This is a genomic window from Maridesulfovibrio sp. (assembly GCF_963677005.1).
GTDB lineage: Bacteria > Desulfobacterota > Desulfovibrionia > Desulfovibrionales > Desulfovibrionaceae > Maridesulfovibrio.
The window spans coordinates 2182470-2206236 of the sequence record NZ_OY781616.1 but is presented as its reverse complement, the minus strand read 5'-3'; the positions used below and the strand labels follow the sequence as shown (position 1 = coordinate 2206236).

At 52.7% G+C, this 23767-nt stretch carries 13 protein-coding genes and 2 tRNA genes; 9 read left to right on the top strand and 6 right to left on the bottom strand.

What is annotated here, in order from left to right; translation table 11 throughout:
• Positions 1-57: 57 nt before the first annotated feature.
• Positions 58-5454 carry an MG2 domain-containing protein gene (locus ACKU4E_RS09815; RefSeq protein ID WP_320170895.1) on the bottom strand — a complete coding sequence of 1799 codons (5397 nt, stop codon included), beginning with the start codon at positions 5452-5454 and terminating at the stop codon, positions 58-60.
• 201 nt (positions 5455-5655) lie between these two features.
• Here ACKU4E_RS09815 and ACKU4E_RS09810 point away from each other — a divergent pair, with 201 nt between their 5' ends.
• Complete coding sequence (locus ACKU4E_RS09810) at positions 5656-6087, top strand: hypothetical protein (RefSeq protein ID WP_320170894.1); 432 nt, start codon at positions 5656-5658, stop codon at positions 6085-6087.
• Here ACKU4E_RS09810 and ACKU4E_RS09805 read toward each other — a convergent pair.
• From ACKU4E_RS09805 to ACKU4E_RS09785, 5 genes are all read right to left on the bottom strand, one after another.
• Positions 6077-8494: a cache domain-containing protein gene (locus ACKU4E_RS09805; protein WP_320170893.1), complete on the bottom strand. Its 2418-nt coding sequence runs from the start codon at positions 8492-8494 to the stop codon at positions 6077-6079. The genes ACKU4E_RS09810 and ACKU4E_RS09805 overlap by 11 nt on opposite strands.
• 245 nt (positions 8495-8739) lie before the next feature.
• Positions 8740-8816, bottom strand: a tRNA-Arg gene (locus ACKU4E_RS09800).
• Between the two features lie 146 nt (positions 8817-8962).
• A tRNA-Arg gene (locus ACKU4E_RS09795) sits at positions 8963-9039 on the bottom strand.
• 201 nt (positions 9040-9240) lie between these two features.
• Entirely contained in the window at positions 9241-11469 is a 2229-nt protein-coding gene (locus ACKU4E_RS09790; RefSeq protein WP_320170892.1) for an MFS transporter, read from the bottom strand.
• Positions 11433-12005, bottom strand: coding sequence for a TetR/AcrR family transcriptional regulator (locus ACKU4E_RS09785; RefSeq protein ID WP_320170891.1), 573 nt, complete (start codon positions 12003-12005; stop codon positions 11433-11435). The genes ACKU4E_RS09790 and ACKU4E_RS09785 overlap by 37 nt, the downstream gene beginning before the upstream one ends.
• A gap of 1114 nt (positions 12006-13119) precedes the next feature.
• Here ACKU4E_RS09785 and ACKU4E_RS09780 point away from each other — a divergent pair.
• From ACKU4E_RS09780 to pta, 8 genes are all read left to right on the top strand, one after another.
• Positions 13120-13767: a succinate dehydrogenase/fumarate reductase cytochrome b subunit gene (locus tag ACKU4E_RS09780; RefSeq protein WP_320170890.1), complete on the top strand. Its 648-nt coding sequence runs from the start codon at positions 13120-13122 to the stop codon at positions 13765-13767.
• A gap of 13 nt (positions 13768-13780) precedes the next feature.
• A complete protein-coding gene (locus ACKU4E_RS09775; RefSeq protein WP_320170889.1) occupies positions 13781-15634 on the top strand; it encodes a fumarate reductase flavoprotein subunit in 1854 nt (617 codons plus the stop codon).
• A 20-nt stretch (positions 15635-15654) separates the two neighbouring features.
• Complete coding sequence (locus tag ACKU4E_RS09770) at positions 15655-16392, top strand: fumarate reductase iron-sulfur subunit (RefSeq protein WP_320170888.1); 738 nt, start codon at positions 15655-15657, stop codon at positions 16390-16392.
• Between the two features lie 3 nt (positions 16393-16395).
• Complete coding sequence (locus ACKU4E_RS09765) at positions 16396-17235, top strand: fumarate hydratase (RefSeq protein ID WP_320170887.1); 840 nt, start codon at positions 16396-16398, stop codon at positions 17233-17235.
• Positions 17235-17792, top strand: a complete 558-nt coding sequence (locus ACKU4E_RS09760; RefSeq protein ID WP_320170886.1) for a Fe-S-containing hydro-lyase — start codon at positions 17235-17237, stop codon at positions 17790-17792. Before ACKU4E_RS09765 ends, ACKU4E_RS09760 begins: the two co-directional genes overlap by 1 nt.
• A 41-nt stretch (positions 17793-17833) precedes the next feature.
• Positions 17834-19153 carry a malic enzyme-like NAD(P)-binding protein gene (locus tag ACKU4E_RS09755; protein ID WP_320170885.1) on the top strand — a complete coding sequence of 440 codons (1320 nt, stop codon included), beginning with the start codon at positions 17834-17836 and terminating at the stop codon, positions 19151-19153.
• A 203-nt stretch (positions 19154-19356) separates the two neighbouring features.
• A complete protein-coding gene (locus ACKU4E_RS09750; protein WP_320170884.1) occupies positions 19357-20889 on the top strand; it encodes a DASS family sodium-coupled anion symporter in 1533 nt (510 codons plus the stop codon).
• 554 nt (positions 20890-21443) lie between these two features.
• Positions 21444-23579, top strand: coding sequence for a phosphate acetyltransferase (pta, locus tag ACKU4E_RS09745; RefSeq protein ID WP_320170883.1), 2136 nt, complete (start codon positions 21444-21446; stop codon positions 23577-23579).
• Positions 23580-23767 lie beyond the last annotated feature (188 nt).

The window sequence follows — 23767 nt, the reverse complement described above, 5'->3', positions numbered from 1 at the left end:
AGCGCATCAAATCAATAAAACAAATCCCCCGACCGAAAGGCCGGGGGATTTTGCGTTCTATTTTATGATCATTTCACCGAGCCCGGTGGCAGCGGATACTGCTGGATCGTACATGGCTTCGACCTGCGCCGGTGGAATATGGAATTCCCCGCGGGTCACCGCGCGCAGCAGGGTAACCTGTTCCGTTTTGCCTTTGCCGGGGATGTCCGCAAAGATTAGCACGCGGTCATCCCGGATATCCACATGATCCGGGCGTATGTTTTCCCTGCCTATCCACGGCAGGTCTTCACGGGTTGCCAGTTTTGTGTTCTCCGGTTCCAGACCGGATGGAAGCAGGCAGCGGATTACTGTGTTTGAAACCGGACTTCCTGTTGCGGTTACCACCGTGCGCATGGCCACAAGCTGACCCTGTTTTATCTGGCTTACGTCCAGCGGTTCACCGTCGCGGGTCAGGAATTCACGTTCGATCTTCAGGCCGTTGGAGCGCGGTTTCCAGTTTTTTTCTTCCGGCACGGCACGCATGCTTTCAGACCAGACCAGAGTTCCGGATTCGGGCGTGGAGTTAAGTTCCACCGAGACCGGGGTGTCGCCGTCAACGGTTACGCCGGCGGTGTTGTTCCCACCGAATGCGGCTAGCACTTTATCTCCGCTCATTATGCTCCCTTCCGGGAGCGGGGCGGATTTTGTGCGGTCAAAGAAAGTCCCCAGAGCCAGAAAGCCGAGTGCGCTGTCCTGAGTTACGTACTTTCCTCCATCAGCCATAAGGTTTGAGAGCTTTTCGGCCATGCCGGGGATGGCATTGTCGCTGCGATCCGCTTTCATGCGGACCAGCAGTTCCATGGCCAGATCACGTGCCGGACTGCTGAACTGGAGGTCTTTGTCCCTGCCTTTGAGTGCGGCCGGTTTTGCCGAGATGAGTTCCCGGTAGGCGGCCATGTCCCCGGAAGCAGCGAATGCTCCGGCCAGCAGGGTGAGTGAAAGCTGATCCATATCGGCTGTCTTCCGCTCACGCAGGTAGTTCATGGGGCCGTGCACAACTCTGCCGCTGCGGGCCAGGGTATAGAGGGCGTAGCAGGGCAGGCGGAATGTGTTCTCATCAAGTATGGTGGTGGCTTTTTCGTAGACGAATTTCCGGGCGGCCTTCAGGACCATGGAATCGACCTGATAGCCGGATATTGCCGCTTGTTCCAGAAAATCAAGTACATATACGGATATCCATGGCGAGGAGGAGCGACCGCCGGGCCACATGGAGAATCCGCCGTCCTGCGCCTGCATCATGGAAAGGCGGGTCAGGGCGGAGCGGACCATGTACTGCGGGGAGTTGTCCCGGAAACTTTCGGGAGAAAGCTCGCGGGCCAGTTCCGGAAAACGCAGCAGCGGGAACGCCTGAGAAACAGTCTGCTCGGCGCATCCGTAGGGGTAGCGCAGCAGGAAGTCCAGATTCCCGGCCAGACGGATCATGGGTTGTCCGCCGATGACGATTGTTCGTTTCACGCTGGGAATTACCAGCCCGGCGAGGTTGCAACCCAGTTGTGTGGATTTTTCCGAGATAAAGCCGCTTCGGCTGGAACGCTGAACCGGCAGGGCCGGGCGAATGTTCAGATCTACCGCAGCCTCGGCCTTTTCCTTGTTGCCCTGGGCAGTGAATCTGAATGAGGCGGCTCCCGTTCCGTTTCCAGTTCCGGCCTTGAAGAAAGCTGTGTTCTGCCTTCCGGTCGGGACAGCGAATTCCTTGAGTGCGAGATTCTCCGCCATGGCTCCTTCGGCTTTGACGGTCAGGCTGAACAGGCCGTCTTCCGGGGTGTCGTTTCGTACACTGACCGGGATATCGAAGGTTTCACCCGGAGCCAGAAAACGTGGCAGGGTCGGGGTGACCATCAGCGGAGAACGCACGGTAATTATTTTCGATGCCGATCCGAACCTGTTTTCGTCAGCAGCCACAGCCATTACGCGCAGCGCTCCGCTGAAATCCGGGATGGCCGCATCAAAGGAGGCTATGCCGTCCTTGTCCGCAGTCAGTATGCCGGACCAGAAAGTGACCGGTTTGACTCTTTTAATGGAGCCGGACCCGGTGAACTGTTTCATCATGGTCAGAGCCATGCCGCCGCCTGCCGGTGAATTGTTTACCGGACCGGCATCGGGCATGAGCAGGCCGAAGGTGTCGGACCAGAGTACGCCGAGCGCCCGTTTGGCATAGAAGTAGTTGAACGGGTCGGGAGTGTTCTGGCCGTTCAGGCGCAGGATGCCTTCATCCACGGCTGCCACGGTCAGTTTCGCACCCGGTCTGGTTTTTATTTTTATGCTTATTCTGCGGTCGGGCCTTGTTGTGTCCGGAGCAGTTATGCCGATATCAAGACGATTGGATTCCCTATCTATGAAGATTGGAACCGCGCCGACCGCACGGGCCGCCGAGCCTGCTTTCAGACCGTTGGGCGAGCGTATCAGAGTCGCGGTGACATAGGCGTTGGTGCTGATGCCTTTTTGCACCGGTACCTTTATTTCAGCTGTGTTGCCCTTTACCTCCACTGTTTTCATCCAGCGCAGGGAGTTGTCTTCCACAGTGACGAGCATGCGTCCGGAGAACGGAGTCCTGACCTGGAAGGTGGCGGTTTCGCCCGGTTTGTAGTCCCCCTTGCGGGTGGGGATTATTTCCAGACGGGCCGGGTTTTCAAGCGCCCAGGGGGAGTAGCCCCATCCGCCGCAGAAAAAGTCCGCCTGTGCGGAAACACCGGACTCAGGATCGCTCAGGATGACCCTGTAGGAGCCGGATTCCGGGGGCGATACGGTGAATTTGCCGGAAGCCCCTGTCGGATTTATTTCGCGGGATTCCATCAGTTGCGGGTCGCGTTCCGTTTCATAGCGGTATGATCCGGAAGGGGTGGCCCGAACAATGGTCTGCCAACGGTCGCGGTACAGCTTCATGATCAGCTTGCCGGACGTGGTCTTGCTCCCTTCGGGATCAAGGGTGATGTAGTCGAGGCTGACCTGTTCACCACGTTCGTAGCCCTGTTTTTTAAGAATCTTCAGTCCGGGATGAATTTTTGAAATGATTACCGGGGTTGTCTTTGTGGCGGTTACTCCTCGGCCCCCGGTTTCTGACACCCGCGCGGAAAGTCTGGCCCGGACGGCGGAGGTGGACTTGATGCCGGTAGGAATTTCCACGCTGAAGGGGTAGGTCCCGTTATCGTTCAGCCTGTCCTCGGCCGCCATTATCTCTCTGGGGCTGAAGCTGTTTTCATCCGTACCAAAGCGATAGGCCTCGTAGCCTTCGGGAGTGAATTCGGCAGGTTCAAGGGTCACTCTGGCTGTTACCGGCAGTCCGTCGGCCGGGGGGCCGAACAGGTAGCGGCCTTCAACTTCGAAATTAAGTTTTTCCCCGGCGCGGGCCGTGCGGGCGGAGATTATTTCAGCGCTTATCCTGTCGGGCATGAAATCTTCCACCGAATAGCGGTAGTTTCCGATGCGCTCATCGGCGGCAAGGAATTTGATGTTGAACTGCCCTGTCGGGGAATAATCCGGGATGGCCCGTTTGAATTCGATCATGCCCTGACTGTCGGTATGGGCTGTCCTGCGGAAGAGTTCCCGTCCGCGCTGGTCGCTGTAGACCAGAACAACCGGCAGTCTGGAGGTGGCAGCAAGTTTTTCGTTGCGGACCACAGCCACGCCCTTGAGTGTTTCTCCGGGGCGGTAGAGATTGCGTTCTCCGTAGGTGAAAGCGGTCAGTCCCTTGGGAGATAGACGCTGCCCGGCGATGTCCAGCCCGGCCCTGTCGGTGGCAAAGCGGTCCAGCAGCAGGAAGGTCAGGTCGTTTTTGCGGGACACAAGGGCCATGAAAGGTTTTCCGACATCCTTGCGGATATCCTTTTCCTTGAATACCAGCACCCCGCGCGAGTTGGTGGTGCCGGAGGCCATAATCTGATTGCTGTCGCTTATGAGCTGTACACGGGCGTCCATAACCGGCTTGGTGTCCGTAAGGGAGGATACCCAGAACATGGTTTCACGGTCTCCACGTTTGGACACAACGCCGAGGTCGGTGAGCATTATCCAGCGCTGGACCCCGTTGTTTTTACCGGGAACCATTGCGCCGATGCGGTATATCCCCTTGCCGCCTTCCGCGATGAAACTCTTCATGGAAAGCGGGGTGGATGTCTTCTGGTTTCTCTTGTTGCCTACATTTATTCTGCCGGAGAAAATCCTGTTTCCAAGTGCTGCGGAGATTCCCCCGCCGTATGTTTCCTGATCGAAGGCCATGTAGCCGTAATGGGTGAACAGGGAAAAAAGGTTGTTCGGAAAAATCCTGTCCACGGTAACGTTCACCGCGGGGGTGTTCACTGTTTCAAAGCCAAGGGTTCTGTATCCCGATTCGGACAGGAACATGCCTGAAGCGGAAAAATCAACCTGCGGTTCGATATCCGGGATGATAATGTTTTCGGTAAGTTCCTGATCAAGGATGGAGCCGTCTGCCGCACGCAGCCCTTTCAACATGGTTACGGCGTATTTTTTTCCGGGGATGAACGGCCCGGATAGAAAAAGTCTGCTTCCGGAAGCTGAGGCCGATATCTTGGTCTTAGGTGTTATTCGGATCATTTCCAGCGCCTGTTCCGGAACAACCGGGCTTGAAAAGCCAAGCTCGATCCGTCCGCCGTCAAGTGAACTTGAGGATTTGAAGCCGGAATATCCCAGCACCGGATTGAAAACTATATCGATCTTTTTTTCATAATCGCGGCCGAGGATCATGGCGCCTTTCCTGTCGGCCATGTCCTTGTTTACCGTGAGCACATAAGTCTTGAGGTCGGCGGTTTTCTCTATCGGATCACTGCTGAAGCTCTGGTAGTAGTCATCATAGCCGGTTTCAATCTTCAGCGGTACGGTTGTGCCGTCCGGGCCGGTCAGCGAAAGATTGCGGAGCAGCACTTCGGGGGACACTGTGCTGCTGAAAGTCATGCTTCCTTCTATTCTTACCTTGCGCGGCTGGCCCGATACCGGCTCGGTACGCAGTTCCGTTTCGCGTACAGTGAAGCTTCCGGTCTGCACGCTGAATTTCTTTTCTCCGGCCAGAGTCTGTCCGGGAAGCAGGAAGTTTTCCGGCTTCAGTTCGACAGTAAAATTGGTGTCGGCCTTGAAGGCCGGATCGGCGGTGAATTTCAGTCCGTACGGATTAATCCACCTCCAGACACCTTTTACTTCCGGGGTTATTGTTGCCGGAATTTCTTTCAGGGCATATGAGCCTGCTTCCGGTCCGATGGGCAGGTCGAAGGCGATGAGCAGTTGGGAATATCCCCGGCTGTCAAGGCTTACATCGGTGACCCTGACTCCTTCTCCTGCATCCATTCTTGTAGAGACGGATTCGAATTTGTTTTTCAGCAGTCCGGCAGCCTGGATGATGCAGATCATCAGCAGCAGTGCGATAATGATGTTTTTCTTGTCTCTGAAAGGTGAAGGTCCTCTATCCATGCGAGTTGTCCTTGTTGTCTGTGGAAAGTTTTGTTCGATTCGAATTATTCCGTGCATATTGCCATTTTTTCATCAGCAGTGAAAGGGAAATGGCGCATCCGGCATACGGGGTTGTCCTTCTTGCAGGGCCGGGCTGAAAAATGATATGTTTTATCGCAGTTGTCCATATGTTGACAGATTGAAAAAAACAGGAGCGTGCAGATGGCAGTGCACAATGTAGCCATTGTCGGCCTTGGCCGTGTAGGATCGGCCTTTCTCGGCAAGGTGCTGAGCCGCGGAGACCTGCTTGTAGTGAAAGCTGTTTCCGAACTTTATGATACGGAGGGCCGCAGGATGGCCCAGGAAAAAGGAGTCCCGGTAATGGATTTTTCGGGACTGGTGTCCCTCGGGGTGGGGCTCGATATCATTTTCGACCTTACCGGGGATGAAAACGTCACCCAGTCGCTGCGCAGGAAGCTGGAAAAGGCCGGTAACACATATACCAAAGTTGCCCAGAACAGGCTCGCACGGCTTGTCTGGGACCTTATGGGCGAGGAAGGGGTAATGCCTGATCTTGGAATGAAAAAATCGCAGGCATACGCTGACATGATGATTTCCGAATCAAAGGAAACTGATCCGGGGGTTAAAGCATAGGCAGCGTGATTGTGAATTTTGTTCCCTCTCCGGGATTAGAGTCCGCGGTGATTGTACCGCCGTGGTTCTGAGTAATGATGAAATAAGAAACCGAGAGTCCCAGGCCGGTACCGGAACCAGGACTCTTTGTCGTATAAAACGGCTCGAAAATCCTCTTTAATCTCTCGGCCGGAATTCCGGGACCGTTGTCTTCTATCTCCACCCTGACCGACTGCCTGTCGGTGGAAGTCCTTATCGTAATTGTCGGAATCTTTTGCAGGTTGTTTTCTTCGGAAAGGGCCTGAGCCGCGTTTTTGATCAGGTTGAGGATAACCTGGCTGATCTCCATTTCCGTGAAATTGAATATGGGTGGTGAGCTGTAGTCCCTTATTATTTTTATTTTTTTGAAATCGTACTGTTTTTTCAGATTGTAATCATTGGAGGCCAGGGATATGGCCGATTCGATTACGGCTTCGATATCGGAGTAGCTTTTGGATGAATTGCTCCTGCGGCTGAAATCAAGCATGGACCTTACGATGGATGCCGCACGCTGGCCGGATTCCTGAATGCTGCGCAGGTATCCGGTTATGCCGCGTTTGTCCATGTAGTTACGCAGATTATCCAGATCTATGTTGCACTGCTCGGCAATGGGAAGGTTGCTCTTAAGGGTGGGCGAGGTGCGCCGGATTATGTTCTGGGTGACCTGCATGATAACACCGAGCGGGTTATTTATTTCATGGGCCATTCCAGCGGCCAGACCCCCTATGGACATCATCTTTTCCGTCTGGATCATAGTCTTGTTCATTTTTTTGCGTTCGGTGACATCACGCATGACTATGAGCAGCTTTTTCTTTCCTCCGATTGTTGCCACACGTGCAAGGTTGTCCGTCCAGAACGGTTCCCCGGCAGAATTCTTGACCATCCATTCAAAGTGAACGGTTTCGCCTGTGCGGGCCTTGTTGAACAGCTCGGCGGCATACCTGCCGTCATAGGGCGGTGTGTTGAAATTTATTTCCTCGGGGCTCATGCCGATTGCCTTTGTTCTGCTCAAACCGAAAAAGTCCAGAAATGTCTGGTTTACATCCGCGAAAATTTTCTTTTCAAGGTCCAGAACAGCGATTGCATCTTTGGAAGCATTGAAAATTTCCCGATAGGTTATTTCGGATTTCAGCAGGGCGTTCTTTGCCTCTTCCCTGCTGTTGATCATGGCGTTGGCCTGTGCTGCCATTTGATCGAATTCCCTGAAAGTTATTTCCGAGCGGTCTATCTTGGCAGGATGTTCCATGCCGTCCCTGAAGAAACGTTCAAATGAATTGAAGCTGTCTCTGAGCATCTGTTTGAATTTTTCCGAGAAAAGTATGATGGCGATGGAGTAAATAAGCAGCAGCCCGCAGATTATGGATATTTTTTCTCTCAGTGCATCCTGAAGTTTCTGTTTTTTCTGGGTCAGTTTTTCGTCCAGTATATTGGCATCCGCGCCGGCCCCGATATACCATTTCCATTGGGGAACAGACGTGCAGTAGCTCAGTTTTCTGTGCGGTTCGTATTGCGGGTCTATGGATGGGATTTTGTACTGCATGAAACCGCCGCCTGATTTGGCCAGTTTTATGAGCTCGCGGACAACCTTAACTCCGTTGGCATCCCGGACATCGATAACATTTCTCCCCTGCGCCGGTCCTAGAAGGGAGACTCCCGAATAAGTTCCCGCGAAAATATAGCCGTCCCTTGGAGTATTCAGTTTGCTGAGTCTTTCCAGCACCTCATGCTGTGCCGCTTCCCGTATGGTCGCGTAGTATACCCCGGAGCCTATTATCCAGCCGTATGGTTTGAATATCTTGATGAAGCTTTTTTTTTCGTGTCTGTTGCCTGCGTATCCCGGTCTGCTCCACAGATAGTCGATGAATCCCTCTCCCTGATTTTGGGCAAGACGAACTATTTCTTTTATGACGGAACGCCCATCCACACTTTTTGAATTTGATATGTCAACAGGCTCAATGTTGGGGCTGCCTGTGTTGAGTTGTTCAAACCCGTTCTGGTCTACAACAAAAAGATAGAATGGGTTTTCCTGCGGTACCAGAGAGCGCAAAGCTGCTTTGATCATGCTCCGGAGTTCTTTCTCAGGCATGGAGCGGCTATGCTTGGAGTATAGTCTCTCTGTCAGCCTGTATGCATTCTGAACAAGGTCCTGAATGTCTTTTACCGCCTGCACACGGACATTGTTACGGCTGAAATCAATGAAGTTGTGGACGCGGGAGACTTCCCGCATAAGGTTCTCTTCAAGAGTGCCCATGATGTCTTTTTCTACTTCTTTGAGGTCGTTACGGTAGTCCGTGACCATAAAGTAGACAGTAAGCGCTCCGAAGATAAGTATGGAGGAAAAACATAACGCCATGGTCTGGCGCGACAGGGTTGAAACGATGCTTTTCATTATGACCAGTATTGAATCCGTTTAATCGCCCCTTAAAAATGGTGGAGCGTATGCTTATTGCACGAATATAGCACCAGGGACATGCGTGAGCAAGGTACTAGTTTCAATTCTCAAGGCAAAGACTGCTGGGCGGTTTTGGATTCCGGTCTGAAGAGGACTGGTTAATACTGGGGGTGTGAATTATAAAGGCTGTGGCACAGAAAAAAAGGGTTACGACCATTTGATCATAACCCTTGTTTTACTCGTGGTGCGCCTGAGAGGATTCGAACCTCTGACCTACGGATTCGTAGTCCGGCACTCTATCCAGCTGAGCTACAGGCGCGCGTCGGAGATGGACTTATATGTGGAACGAAGTGCTTGGTCAAGCTTTTTTGTTGAAAAAAATTAAAAAAACGTTGCGGCATTTTCGCCGTGCAGAGGGCAAAGAAAAAGGGCTATGACTTTTGGTCATAACCCTTATTTTATTCGTGGTGCGCCTGAGAGGATTCGAACCTCTGACCTACGGATTCGTAGTCCGGCACTCTATCCAGCTGAGCTACAGGCGCGCGTTGAAAAGGGTTCTATGGAGAAACCCTTTGCAGGTCAAGCATTATTTTAAATAAAATTATGTTTTTTGTCTTCTGTACAATTAAATGATTCGTTTCTTGTTGTGTATGTCTCTTGAATAATTATATTTTTAATTTGAAAAAGGATTTCTTAAAAAGGTATGGCTCATGATTTCCCGACAGTAATTTAAATCTAAAAACTCAATCTCTTTCTGGTGTTACAGCTTTGTCCCGTTTTTCCTTGTAGATGTGCGGGAAATTGTCCGTAGTCCTGATGCTTAAGTCCGGCAAAATCCACATGGCCGAACATTCAGGGAAAAATTCAGCCATGAATTTTTTGCCTTTTTCCGGTCCCATGATGAAAACCGTGGTCGCAAGTGCGTCCGCTGTTTCGGCATCGGGCGCCACTGTTGTCGTGGCCACGCATTCGGCAGATGATTGCAGCAGGGCCGGGTCGAAGATGTGATGTTTTCTGTGTCCGTCACCACCTGAAACCGGGTTGATGAACTGATAATAATCGCCTGATCCGCAAACGGAACTGTTTGATACCTCTATGCGGCCGATTATGCCTTCACCCCTTGGGTTGCGTATCCCGATGGACCATACGCGGTCCCCGAAGACCATGAAATCACCCCCGGCCTCAACCATGGCCGTCTTCACTCCGGACTGCCGGAGATAGTTCGCTGCCGCGTCAATGACCGTCCCCTTGGCCAGACCTCCGAGGTCAAGAGCCATGCCTTTTCGCGGCAGGCGGACCTTTTTTTTCTCCGTATCAAGTTCGAGCAGGCGATAGTTGATCAGTTTTCGATGTCCTTCAAAGCGGCTTTTATCAAGGGCGTAATAGAACGGAGTGGTCGTAATGGCCCCGATGGTGATATCGAAACTTCCCGATGATTTCCTGCTGATATCAAGACCATGTTGAATGGTCTCGAAAGCCTTGTCGGAAACCTGCACACTTTTGTGCCCGGCAGCGTGGTTGATCCTGCCCACAGAACCGAGTTTGTTGCGGTGATCAAGGTCTTTCTGGAGATTGTGCATCAGGGAGATTGTTTGGCGTGCGGTCTCTTCTAGCGCGGCTTTTTCTGTGGCGGATTCTTTTTTTCCGGGGATGGTCAGGTTTACTACCGTTCCCATGGCTACATCGCTGTAGCGGAACATTTCGGGAGAGTTGTCTGAGTCGTTGGTGAGATGCGCCGGGATAACGGTCAGCAGACAAACGGCTGCAATTGAGGGCATGGCGTATGCGGCGTATTTGAGTCCGATTTTACGCAGTCCGGCATACATAAGCGGAAGGGTGGCCGCGGCGCCGACAATAGCGCTGATTCTGAAAGGTGTTGCAAGGTTCCCGGACAGGGTCACCAGAGTCCCGCAAAGCAATGGACCGAGCATGAATCCGGTATTGGCCGCGAGGTTGGCAAGGCCCAGATTCCGTCCTTTCCTGTTGCCCAGATTGGCACAGAGAGTCATTGATGCCGGCATGGAGACTGCCGCACCTACTCCGGAAAGTGCGCCTGCGGCAACGAATCCCGTCAGTGAACTGCACCCGGCCGCCATGTACAGAGCGGCTGAGCTTATGAGCATGCCCAGGCAGGTGATCAGCATATGTTCAGCGTTTTTGAGAAGTCTGCCGAAGAGGGGGAGAAGCAGAACCGTGGCCAGACTTGGTATGCAGAAAAGCGCTGCGGTAAGTCCGGGACTCAGCTGCAACGCGGACTTGAGCAGTACCGGATAGAAAGCTATCAGCGTTCCTATGCCCACCCCCCGTCCGAACAGGGCCAGCAGAATCCTCAGGCTCGAGGCCAGTGTTGATTTTGCGGTCCGGGCTGTGGGTTCGTGCGGTCTGGGCACCGGGGTCCTGTCCACCGCAAACAGGAAAAGAATCAATGCCGCACCCATAAATGCTGCCGTTGCCGATAGGACCGGCATATAGTCCTTATTTATATAGAGCAGTCCGCCGAGCAGCGGTCCGACGAGAAAAGAGCTGTTCATTACCGCCGAGAGTCTGGCGAACTGCGGCGGGAGACTTCCTTCCCGTGTGCCTGCGCCTATTGCGGCCATACTTGCTGTGCGTATGGTTCCGGCGCAAAGACCCAGTACGAACTGTATGACGTACAGAGTCTCTATTTCCGGGAAGAGCAGGTACGGGATCGGCAGCAGCACGCCCAGCACACAGGAATACACCAGAGCAGGCAGAGGTCCTTTGCGGTCGGCATAGGAGCCAGACAGGGGGGCTATAAGCAGTTTAGCTAGGAAATATCCTGCAAACCCGCTCCCCAGCCACATTCCCCCGGCTTTTTCATCAAGGTTCATGAGCGGCAGGGTGAAGGTGAAAATTCCTGTACCCAGCGAGGCGCAGAAAACTGCCGCCATCAGTGACGCGGCACCGAATCCGGTCAGTTTGCGGCTAGACTTCGAACTATGAATACGCATGCTTCTTCAAACAGGCCTTCTACTGCGAATGGGGTCAGGAATTCAGTGCGGATGGCTCCGACAATGTGGCCGTAAACAAGGTAGGAGGTTTGCGGCAGAGGAACTTCTCTCACGGAACCGTCTTTAATTCCTTCCCGGATATATTCATCAATCCGATCAATGAGTCTTTTGAATTTTGCGGCAATGTGAGTGCGGTCCAGATGAGGGTATTCATCGCTGAAAGGTGAACTTCGCAGCAGTGTTGGAAATGTGGTTCTGTTGGTCATGGTGAAATCGAAATAGGACTGAACGAAAAGTCCCAGCGCTTCCAGACCGTTTTTTCCTTCTTTTGCCTTGTCCGTTAGGACCTGCAGCATTTCGTCAATAAGCTGTCCGCCTGCTTCGAGAAAGAGGTTGTCCTTGTTTCCGTAATAGTGTGAAACCAGTCCGGAGGCCACTCCGGCGCTGTCGGCAATCATTTTCAGGGTGGTCGCTGTGTAACCGTGTTCACCGAACTGTTCCTGCGCAGCCAGCAGGATTCTTTTTTTCTTTGTCATCATGGGACTCCGTGTTTGTACCATTTCAATCAGATCGAGGAAGGCGGTTCAGTGGTATCAATTATATGGCACGTTACATGAAAGCGGGGGGTAATGTAAGTCATATCTTGCTTCTCTCAGGTCATGGAGCTGTTTTCGTGTATCGGACAGAGTCTGACTTTCATATTTTGGCCTCCATCTCAACACAAAAATATGTCTTCCCGAATCTATGTTTTGTTTTGGCTTTAATGGAACGTTTTTTTGTGAAATATATCACTTGATAAGAAAACTCAGTGTCATGATATTTATAATATGTCGAATTTGAACAAATAATTATTCGTAATAACTTTTTATTGATTCGTGTTACAGATTTGCGTGTACAAAATTTCACTAAGTTGTCAATGTTTTTTTCAAAATTGATTGACCAGCCAATTAATGGATGGTAGGACTGTTTAACGAAATGGGGGAAGCTACGCATTTCGTTGTTGCGATCGTTTTTGGTTCAGATTTTGTGATTCTGGTTCGTAAATTATCTCCCCGAAGATTGGTCGGGAACTGTTTAAAGTTCTCTTGGGAATTTCTTCGGGTGCCGGGGGATTGTATGCCAGTTGCTGAACAGAACATTTCCGCTGGAGCCGGTGTGGGGCCGGTTTCTTTGGAAAAACGGAACAGGAATTTCCTTGCGCACTGCGTGTGCATGGCGGAAGTCTTATTTGCGATGGTTCTCTCTGTCGCAATGAGTTGCATAAAATTCAAAAGGTCAGCCTGGTCCTGTTCTGACAGGGCCGGGTTGAACCTCTCCTCTCTGTCTTTCATCTCATTCTACATAAAAGACGATTTGTCTTGTCCAACGGATTCATTCATGGCCGACTGTGCGGCTTGTATGTCGCGCTCTTATTATATGGTGCCTTATCCTTATATAAAAGTATTTCCCCTGAAGGGGATAATGCCTTTTAAGCCGGGTATTTAGCCGGTCTCCGAGATCTTTAGCGATCTTCGGGGCCGACGCTGCGGGGGGAGTACTGCGGGGTTTTTTCGGGACCGCGGCTGCTTTGAAGCCTCCCTACTCAAGCTGATGAGGTTGTACTGGTAATCCATAAAATGCGGGAGTGATCCCGTCGAAAGGAGGATGGTTATGGCTGTTAACGTAAGTATGCACGTTGCTCGTCCAGGCAGACGCGATGCCGTGCTCGACTGGTTGCAGATGCTTTCCGGGGCTGGGCTGGTCGCTTTCATGTGGTGTCACATGCTTCTGGTTTCCTCTGTTGTGGTCTCGCCGAAGGCCATGAACGCCATTGCAGGTTTTTTTGAATATACTTACATGGCGCAGGTTGGAGGGCCTTTGATTTTCTTGACTTTTTTGTTACATTTCGCTCTGGCGGCCAGAAAGATACCTTTCCGTGCGGAAGGACAGGCCGTCATCTGGCAGCATGCTCAGATGCTGAAGCATCGCGATACCTGGCTCTGGGTAGTGCAGGCCGTGACCGCAATGATCATTCTCGTTCTGGGTGCCATCCACATGTGGGTTGTGCTCAATGACCTCCCGATTACTGCCGCTAAGTCTGCGGCGCGTGTTTCCAATGGCGGATGGATGCTTTTTTATCTGGTCCTCCTGCCCTGCGTGGAACTGCATGTCAGCGTAGGGTTTTACCGCATTGGTGTGAAATGGGGCGTTATCAGGACCGAGAACAGGATCAAGGCCAAAAAGTTTGAGTCCACTCTTTTTGCCATTTTCATGGTCATCGGCATCATCACCCTGATCAGGTTCATCACTTTAAGTTAAACGGGGTTAATAAATGCAAACATATTACTCTGATCTCCTTGTTATCGGCGCAGGCCTTGCGGGCGAGCGCGTGGCTGTGGAGGCGGCCCAGGAAGGTTTTGACGTAATCTGTCTTTCAATTGTCCCTGCACGCCGGTCCCATTCTTCGGCGGCACAGGGCGGCATGCAGGCTGCTCTTGGCAATTGCGCGAAAGGCGAGGGCGATAGTTGCGACGTTCATTTCGGAGATACTGTTCGCGGTTCCGACTGGGGTTGCGACCAGGAAGTGGCCCGTCTCTTTGCGGACGCTGCTCCCATTGAAATGCGGCGTCTGGCTCACTGGGGCGTGCCCTGGAACAGGGTTGTCCCGGGAAAATCCTTTTATTTCAAAGGCGGCGAGAAATTTGATAAAGAGGAAAAAGAGGAAAAACGCGGACTTATAACCGCGCGCTCCTTCGGCGGTACCGCAAAATGGCGTACCTGCTATACCTCGGACGGAACTGGCCATGCGGTCATGTGCACCATGGACAACCGCTGTGCCGAACTGGGAATCAATGTTTTCGACCGCAAGGAAGCCGTTTCCCTTATTCATGACGGAGACACCTGCATCGGGGCAGTTGTCAGATGTCTGCGCACCGGTGAACTGGAAGTGTTCCTTGCCAAGGCCACATCCATCTGCACCGGCGGTTTCGGGCGAATCTACAAGGCTACCACCAACGCTGTCATCTGCGATGGCGGCGGACACATTCTTGCGCATGAAACCGGGGTCGTACCTATCGGTAACCCGGAAGCCATCCAGTTCCATCCCACGGGAATTGTTCCCACGGATATTTTGGTTACCGAAGGCTGCCGAGGTGACGGCGGTACGCTGCTCGACGTGAATGAAGAACGTTTCATGAACATCTACGAGCCGGAAAAAGCTGAACTGGCCTCCCGTGATGTTGTTTCCCGGTGGATGACTCACCACATGCGTCAGGGCAAGGGTGTCAAGTCAGCTTATGGCGAGCATCTCTGGCTGGATATCCGCCACCTTGGCGATAAGCATATCTCCACAAAGCTGCGCGAAGTTGACGAAATATGTCATCATTTCCTGGGAGTTGATCCCAGAACACAACTTATTCCGGTCCGTCCGACCCAGCACTACACAATGGCCGGTATACGTACCAACAAGGACGGTGCGGTCTACGGTCTCAAGGGACTGTTCTCCGCAGGCGAGGCCGCCTGTTGGGATATGCACGGATTCAACAGGCTCGGCGGTAACTCGCTGGCCGAAACAGTAGTTGCGGGCGGTATAATCGGCGCCAAGATAGTTGAATTTCTCAAGGGTTATGAGACCGATTTCAAGACCGCTCTGGTTGCCGACGCGGTCCGCAAGCAGCAGGACAGGATAGAAAAACTGCGTTCCGGAACCAACGGCAAGGAAAATGTATACAAGGTCCGCGAAGAGCTTCAGGAAGCCCTCATGGACGGATGTTTCGTTTTCAGAAACGAGGAAGGACTTGCCAAGTGCGTGGAAACGCTCAAGGGAACTCTTGAAAAAGCACGTAAGGTATCTCTTGTTTCCGACGGTCTGGGAGCAAACCATGAGTTGGCTGCGGCCCTCAAGATAGAAGGGCAGGTCCGCCTGGGTATGTGCATAGCCAAGGCTGCCCTGGAACGCAGGGAAAGCCGCGGTTCGCACAACCGTGAGGACTTCCCGGCACGAAATGACCGTGAATGGCTGAACAGGACCCTGGCCTACTGGCCGCAAGGTGCTGACATGCCGGAACTCAAGTACGAGGATGCTACTCCGGTTTATGAAATCCCGCCGGGAGACCGCGGTTACGGCGGCGGCAAGATCATTGACGCCGACAAGGCCGAGATTGATGCCAAGATGATCAAGAAATAACCCCTGAAAAGGATATAAAAATGAGCAGACAACTCGAATTTGATATATTCCGCTACAATCCGCAGGATAAGGGGTCGGCTCCTCACATGCAGACCTTTGTGCTGGATGAGACCGAGAACATGACTCTCTTCATTGCGCTCAACCGGCTGCGTGAAGAGCAGGACCCGGGTCTTATCTTCGACTTCTGTTGCCGGGCCGGCATATGCGGTGCCTGCGCCATGGTGGTCAACGGGCGTCCCCGTCTGGCCTGTCAGACCAAGACCAAGGACCTTCCGGAAAGGATAACCCTGCTGCCCCTGCCTGTATTCAAGCTTATCGGCGACCTGTCCGTGGACACCGGTGTGTGGTTCAGGGAAATGTACCAGGCCACCGAGTCCTGGATTCATACCAATAAGCAGTTCGATCCCAAGGCCATTGAAGAACGCATGGAAAACGATGTCGCCGAACAGATTTACGAACTGGAACGCTGCATTGAGTGCGGATGTTGTGTATCCGCCTGCGGTACCGCCCGGTTGAGGGATGATTTCCTCGGAGCTGCGTCACTGAACCGCGTGGCCCGTTTTGTCGTCGATCCCCGCGACCAGCGTACCGATCGCGATTATTTTGAAATCATCGGTAATGATGAAGGTATCTTCGGCTGTATGGGCCTTCTGGGCTGCGAAGATGTCTGCCCCAAGAATCTGCCTCTGCAGAACCAGCTCGGTTTTCTGCGCCGCAAGATGGGGATTACCGCAATCAAGGAAATATTCAGGAAGTAGTTTATGCGTACCATTAAAGCTGAACAGGTTGTCGATGCCGTGGCGAAAATGTGCGTAAGCGCAAACCGCTACCTGCCCGCGGACGTTCGCAAGCGTTTTGAGGAATGCGCTGCTGCCGAGGAATCTCCGGCGGCAAAGGAAGTCTTCCGGCAGATCAAGGAAAATTGGGAACTGGCCGAAGAATCCGGCCTGCCGTTGTGTCAGGATACCGGGCTGGCCGTATACATCGTCGAGATGGGCGAGGATGTCCGCGTTGAGGGTATGAACATCAGGGACGCCATCAACGAAGGCACCCGCAAGGGATATGAGGAAGGATACCTCAGGAAATCCGCCTGCGATCCCCTGACAAGGCAGAATACCAAGGACAATACTCCGGCCATCATCCATTTTGATATCGTGCCCGGCGACAAGATAAAAATATTCTTCATGGCCAAGGGCGGCGGTTCGGAAAACATGAGCAGGGTGACCATGCTTGCTCCGGCTCAGGGCTGGGAAGGCATCAAGAAGTTCGTCATCGAAAGGGTGGCCGAAGCCGGACCCAACCCCTGTCCCCCGACCATGGTGGGCATCGGGGTAGGCGGAACCTTCGAATACTCCGCTCTTCTGGCGAAAAAATCGCTGATGCGGAAAGTGGGCGAACCTTCTCCCGATCCTGAAATAGCAAAGCTGGAAGCCGAGCTTATGGAAGATCTCAACAAGCTCGGTATCGGTCCCATGGGCCTTGGCGGCAAAACCACGGTTTTTGATGTGAAGATCGAAATGCGCCCCTGTCACATTGCAAGCCTGCCTCTGGCGGTGAACATTCAGTGTCATTCCGCAAGGCATGAGGAGGTGGAACTCTAATGGCTGAATACAAACTGACCACCCCTTTGACTGACGAGGATATGGACCAGTTGCGGGCCGGTGATGTGGTCAAGCTGACCGGTACCATCTATACCGCCCGTGATGCGGCACATAAGAGACTGGTGGATCTGCTCGACAAGGGCGAAAACCTGCCTTTCGATCTCAAGGGTTCGGTAGTCTATTACGTAGGCCCCAGCCCGGCTCCTCCGGGCAGACCCATCGGTGCGGCAGGACCTACCACAAGCTATCGCATGGACACCTACGCTCCAAGGCTGCACAGCCTGGGGCAGAAGGCAAGCATAGGCAAAGGCAAGCGCAGTCCTGAAGTCAAACAGGCTCTCAAGGACTACAAGGCAGTATATTTCGGAGCCACCGGAGGTGCTGGTGCTCTACTCTCCATGTGCATCAAGGAAGCGAAAGTAATCGCCTTTGATGAACTGGGCCCCGAAGCAATCCGTGAGTTGACGGTGGAGGATTTTCCCCTGCTGGTTATCAATGATTCTCACGGCGGTGAATTATACGCTGTCCCTGATCGTAAGGCGGCGGGTGTTGAGTAACGTCGGAAAAGTTGCAACCGACAATTAAGGAGTAAGAATTTATGGCTCTTTTCACAAAACAGGAAGCCCTTGATTACCATTCCGAAGGCAGAAAGGGTAAGATCGAAGTTGTTCCCGTAAAACCCTGTGAAACACAGAAACACCTTTCCATGGCCTACAGCCCCGGTGTGGCCGAAGCATGCATGGAAATTGCCGGAGACAAGGAAAAATCCTATCTTTACACCGGACGCGGAAACCTTGTTGCAGTTGTTTCCAACGGTACTGCTGTTCTCGGACTGGGTAATATCGGTCCCGAAGCCGGTAAACCGGTAATGGAAGGCAAAGGTGTTCTGTTCAAGGTTTTCGCTGACGTGGATGTCTTCGACATCAACCTCGCTGTCACCGATCCTGATGAACTCTGCAATATCGTCAAAGCACTGGAACCCACCTTCGGCGGAATCAATCTTGAAGACATCAAGTCGCCCGAGTGTTTCTACATTGAAGAAAAGCTCAAAAAGGAAATGAATATTCCCGTTTTCCATGATGACCAGCACGGCACCGCCATCATTTCCGGCGCCGGACTGATCAACGCAGCGGAAATAGCAGGCAAGAAGATTGAGGACATGCGTCTGGTTGTATCCGGCGCCGGTGCCGCAGCCGTTGCCTGCACCAATTTCTACATGTCTCTTGGCATCAAGCGTGAAAACGTAGCCATGTTCGATTCCCGCGGCCATATCAACAAGAGCCGTGAAGGCCTGAACGAGCAGAAGCTGCAGTTTGCCACCGATAAGGAATACAAGGATCTCGCCGATGCCATGAAGGGTGCGGACCTGTTCCTCGGACTCTCCGTCAAGGGAATGGTTACCGGTGAAATGGTTAAATCCATGGCCGACTCGCCCATTATTTTCGCCTGCGCAAACCCTGATCCCGAAATTACCTACACCGAAGCCAAGGAAGCCCGTCCCGATGCCATCATGGGCACCGGACGTTCCGATTACCCCAACCAGGTCAACAACGTTCTGGGCTTCCCCTTCATTTTCCGCGGCGCTCTTGACGTCAACGCCACCGCAATCAACGAGGAAATGAAGATCGCCGCCGCAAAGGCCCTGGCCGCTCTGGCCAAGGAACCGGCCCCGGATTATGTCTGCGAAGCCTACGGAGTGGACAAACTCGAGTTCGGAATTGATTACATCATTCCCAAACCGCTCGACCTGCGTCTTATCGAGTATGAATCCGCAGCCGTTGCCCAGGCAGCCATGGATACCGGTGTTGCCCGCAAAAAGATCGACATTGAGGAATACAAGAAGGAACTGCGCGCACGCCTGGCTGCTTCCAGAGAACGCGTGGGAGATTTTGTAAAATCCTACAATCTCGACATGTAGTTTTATTCCATTCAACGCAAACCATCCCTGCCGGCCCTGAGGGGGGCCGGCAGCGGATAAAATATGTGATGAGGTCCAGTATGTAAGTATCGGCAGTCCGGTCGGATCTGGCAGGATGTTTCCAACTGCGCTGACAACCCGTTTTATGCGGGGCGGAAGGGAACTGTTTCCGGCAGGGCTGTCATAAGCTCAAGTGAGGGACTATGAGCGCTAAACAAGACAGCGGCAGCGGACGTAGAATCGGTTTTTTTCTGGGGCCGATCGTGTTTCTTATCATGCTTTTCATGCCTGCTCCTTCGGGAATGGAGCCGGCAGCATGGAAGGTCGCGGCGGTAACAGCCCTTATGGCTATCTGGTGGATTACCGAAGCCATTCCTATTCCGGCTACATCTCTTATGCCCATCGCGCTTTTTCCGCTTCTGGGAGTAATGAAATCGGCAGCAGCCTGTTCTCCCTACGCAAACCATCTTATCTACCTGTTCATGGGCGGCTTCTTTCTTGCCGTTACCATGGAACGGTGGAATCTTCACCGGCGCATCGCTCTCCACACCATCAAGGCGGTCGGCACCAGTCCCGGACGCATGATTCTGGGATTCATGATTGCAACCGGTTTTCTTTCCATGTGGGTTTCCAACACCGCGACAACCATGATGATGGTACCTATCGGCCTCGCCGTCATCCAGCAGGCAACCGGCTTTGATTCCGCAGACCTGCGGGCCTGTGCCACTGCTGGTCCTGAATCCAACTTCGGTAAATGTCTCATGCTCGGTATCGCTTACGCGGCTTCCATGGGCGGAGTCGGTACCATCATCGGGACTCCTCCCAACACCGTAATGGTCGGTATGGTTGACAAGATGTACGGCGTGCAGATCGGCTTCGGTCAGTGGATGCTCTACGGCACACCTCTCGCAGCAATTATGATCGCTGTTTCCTGGTGGTTGCTGACCAAAGTTCTGTTCCCGTCAAAGGGGCTTGAACTGGCCGGTGGCGAGGCTATCATTGATAAGGAGATCAAAGCCCTCGGACCCATGACCAAGGAAGAAAAGTATATAGTCGTCGTGGGTTGTTTTGTAGCCGCATTCTGGCTTTCCCGCGGTTTCATCAAGCCTTTGGTCAAGGGTTTCTGGCCCAACTTCGGTTTTGTTCATGATGCAACAATCGGTATTCTCGGTTCGCTTATCCTTTTCGCCATTCCCATCGATTTCAAGAAAGGCGAGTTTCTGCTGGACTGGAAGACCGCTGTAAAGATTCCCTGGGACGTAATACTCCTCTTCGGCGGTGGTCTTGCAATCGCCAACGGTTTTGCAAAGACCGGCCTGGCATCATTCATTGCCTCCAGGCTGTCCATGCTTGACGGCATGACCATGCTGATGTTCGTCGGAGCAGTTGTCCTTATCACGATCTTCCTGACTGAAATAACTTCCAACACCGCAACCGCGACTCTGCTTGTTCCTATCATGGGCAGCGCCGCAATCGCTATGGGCGTGCATCCTTTTGCAACTATTGTCGGAGCCTGTGTGGCCGCATCCTTTGCGTTCATGCTCCCTGTTGCAACCCCGCCAAACGCGGTTGTCTTCGGCAGCGGATGTGTGACGATCAAACAAATGGCCTCGGCCGGGTTCTGGTTGAATATGATAGGCGCCGTGCTGATCACGCTCTCGGTTGTGTACCTGCTTCCGGTACTCTGGGGTGTTGATCTCAATATACTTCCTGATTGGGCAGTAATGCCTAAGTAATACCTCCCTTGCCTCCGGGCGGATTTGTTCCGCCCGGAGAACTTAACTCGGTTTATTTGTTTGAAATTTTTATAATATTTCCTGTGGCTGCAATGTTATGGGGTCAATTGTTGCGGCCTGAACAGTGGCTTGATTTGACCGGCGTGGCGGTCTGGAAAGATGATCCAGCCCTTATTTTTCCAGCCGGCCTCACTGCACCGGATGTTCCGGTGGCCGGACCGGTCAAAAATCGTGGGTCCGCGCCTTTTTTCTACCCCTTACTCCTGTCCGCAACACAGGAGTCTCCGGAGGGTGCGGATTCCGGGGAGATTTTCCGTATGCGGCGCTTAAAGTTTGCCTGCCGTATCGCAACACGATCGTACTGTGCGGTCGGAAGGCCGGCGGACCTCATCAGCACCTCCTGCGTCTGCCTGCGGAGAATCTCCCGTCCGGGCTGTGTGACCTTGGACGTGTCGTTGCAAAATAATGACTGAACGGCTGATGTTGCCCCGTGATTAACGGGAAAACTTCTGCTATCAAGAATTGACAGTTCAGTTATTTAATCAGGAGATAGGATGTCCAAAAGCTTGTATATAGCGGCGACTGAGGCCCGTAGCGGAAAATCCGCGATTGTTCTGGGAGTAATGCAGCTTCTTCTTACTCATGTCCGCAAGGTGGCCATTTTCAGGCCGATCATCCACGACAACGATCAGGGCCGTGATCATGATATTGATCTGATTCTGCGGCATTTCAAGCTGCCACAAAAATATGAAACCACCTATGCCTACACGCAGAGTCAGGCGACCAGAATGCTCAACGGCGGGAAGCATTCCCTGCTGATGGAAAATATTCTGGATAAATTCAAGGCACTGGAAAATGAATACGATTTCGTATTGTGCGAAGGCACCGACTATCTAGGAGGCGAGGCCGCCGTTGAATTCGATATCAATCTCGATGTGGTAGGAAACCTGGGCTGCCCCGTGCTCGCTGTTCTCAATGCGATGAACAGCGATGAAGACGAAGTCTGCGATCTTGCTATCCGCACGGTGGATATTTTCGAGGAAAAAGGGCTGGATGTCATTTCGGTAATGGTAAACAGGGCGTCCAAAAAGTTCTCCCCGGATCTGGCCAAGAGGATAATGGAAGGTTTCAAGGGCGAAAAAAAGCCGCTCGCCTATGTTATTCCGGACGATAAGAGACTGGGCAACCCGACCATGAAGGATGTTGTCAACTGGCTGGATTGTCAGATTCTGTACGGAAGGGAGCGGCTGGAAACTCCGATTGACAACTATGTTGTCGCGGCCATGCAGATCGAGAATTTTCTTAAGTATGTTAATGAAGGGTCGCTGATCATTACCCCCGGAGACCGATCGGACATTATTCTTGCTTCTCTCTCTTCCCGGCTTTCGGATGCTTACCCCAATGTCGCAGGCGTGCTGTTAACCGGCGGAATACGTCCGGCAATGACCATCCATCATCTTATAGAAGGGTGGAAGGGCGTTCCCCTGCCCATTCTGGTTGCTCCGGGGCATACCCACAAGACTGCTCAGATTCTTCGTGGACTGCACGGGACAATAGACCCGGAAAATCAGGTCAAGGTGCTCTCGGCCATGGGTTTGTTCGAGACCTGTGTAAACTCTCACGAATTGCAGAAGAAACTTGTATCGACCACATCATCCCGAATAACTCCCTTCATGTTCGAGCATATTCTGCTGCACAAGGCCCGTGAGAGCCGCCAGCATATAGTGCTGCCCGAAGGAGCGGAGGAAAGGATACTCCGGGCTGCGGATATTCTGCGGCGCAGGGATGTTGTCCGGCTTACCCTGCTCGGAAACGAGCAGGAGGTTCGGCAGGCCGCTTCTGATATAGATATAAGTCTGGACGGCATAGAGATTGTCGATCCGGTTAAGTCGGAACATTTTGATGCGTTCGTGGATGAATACTACGAATTGCGCAAACACAAATGCATAGTGAAGGACGATGCCAGAGACAGGATGAGCGATCCGACCTATTTCGGAACCATGATGGTCTATACGGGAGTCGCTGACGGAATGGTTTCCGGATCAATCACGACCACAGCCCAGACTATCCGTCCGGCATTTGAGTTCATCAAGACCAAGCCCGGTTTTTCCATTGTCTCAAGTGTTTTTCTGATGTGCCAGGACGATCAGGTCATGGTTTACGGAGACTGTGCCGTAAATCCTAATCCGAATGCCCGCGAGCTTGCTGAAATTGCGGTCAGCTCCGCTCACACGGCCTCCATTTTCGGCATAGAGCCGAGGGTGGCCATGCTTTCGTATTCAACAGGAGAGTCCGGCCGCGGGACATCCGTGGATAAGGTCAAGGAGGCCACAACGCTGGTCCGCGAGATGGCACCAGCGCTGGCCGTTGAAGGGCCGTTGCAGTTTGACGCCGCAGTGGATCCGGAAGTTGCGGCGGAACTCATGCCGGACAGCGAAGTAGCCGGAAAGGCGACTGTTCTTATCTTCCCGGACCTCAATACCGGGAACAATACCTACAAGGCCGTGCAGCGGTCCCAGCCTGAATCCGTGGCCATCGGTCCCGTTCTGCAGGGGCTCAAGAAGCCGGTCAACGACCTTAGCCGGGGCTGCACAGTGAGGGATGTGGTCAACACTGTGGCGATAACTGCAATCCAGGCTATTGCAGAGAAAAACATGCAGTCAGGCGAGCTTGTTGATCTGAAAGAATAAGATACAGAAACAGGAGGTACTGAACGGATCTCCAAAATCATATTGAGTTAAAATTACAGTGAACAACCCTGATTAATGGCGTACGTGCCGACATTTTGAACGGCTGATCAATTTTTTTGCAGTTAACAGCCTTGAAGCTGTTAAATACGGGTAGGCAATGTGTAGGGTGCTGTGTTAGTGTGTGCGCT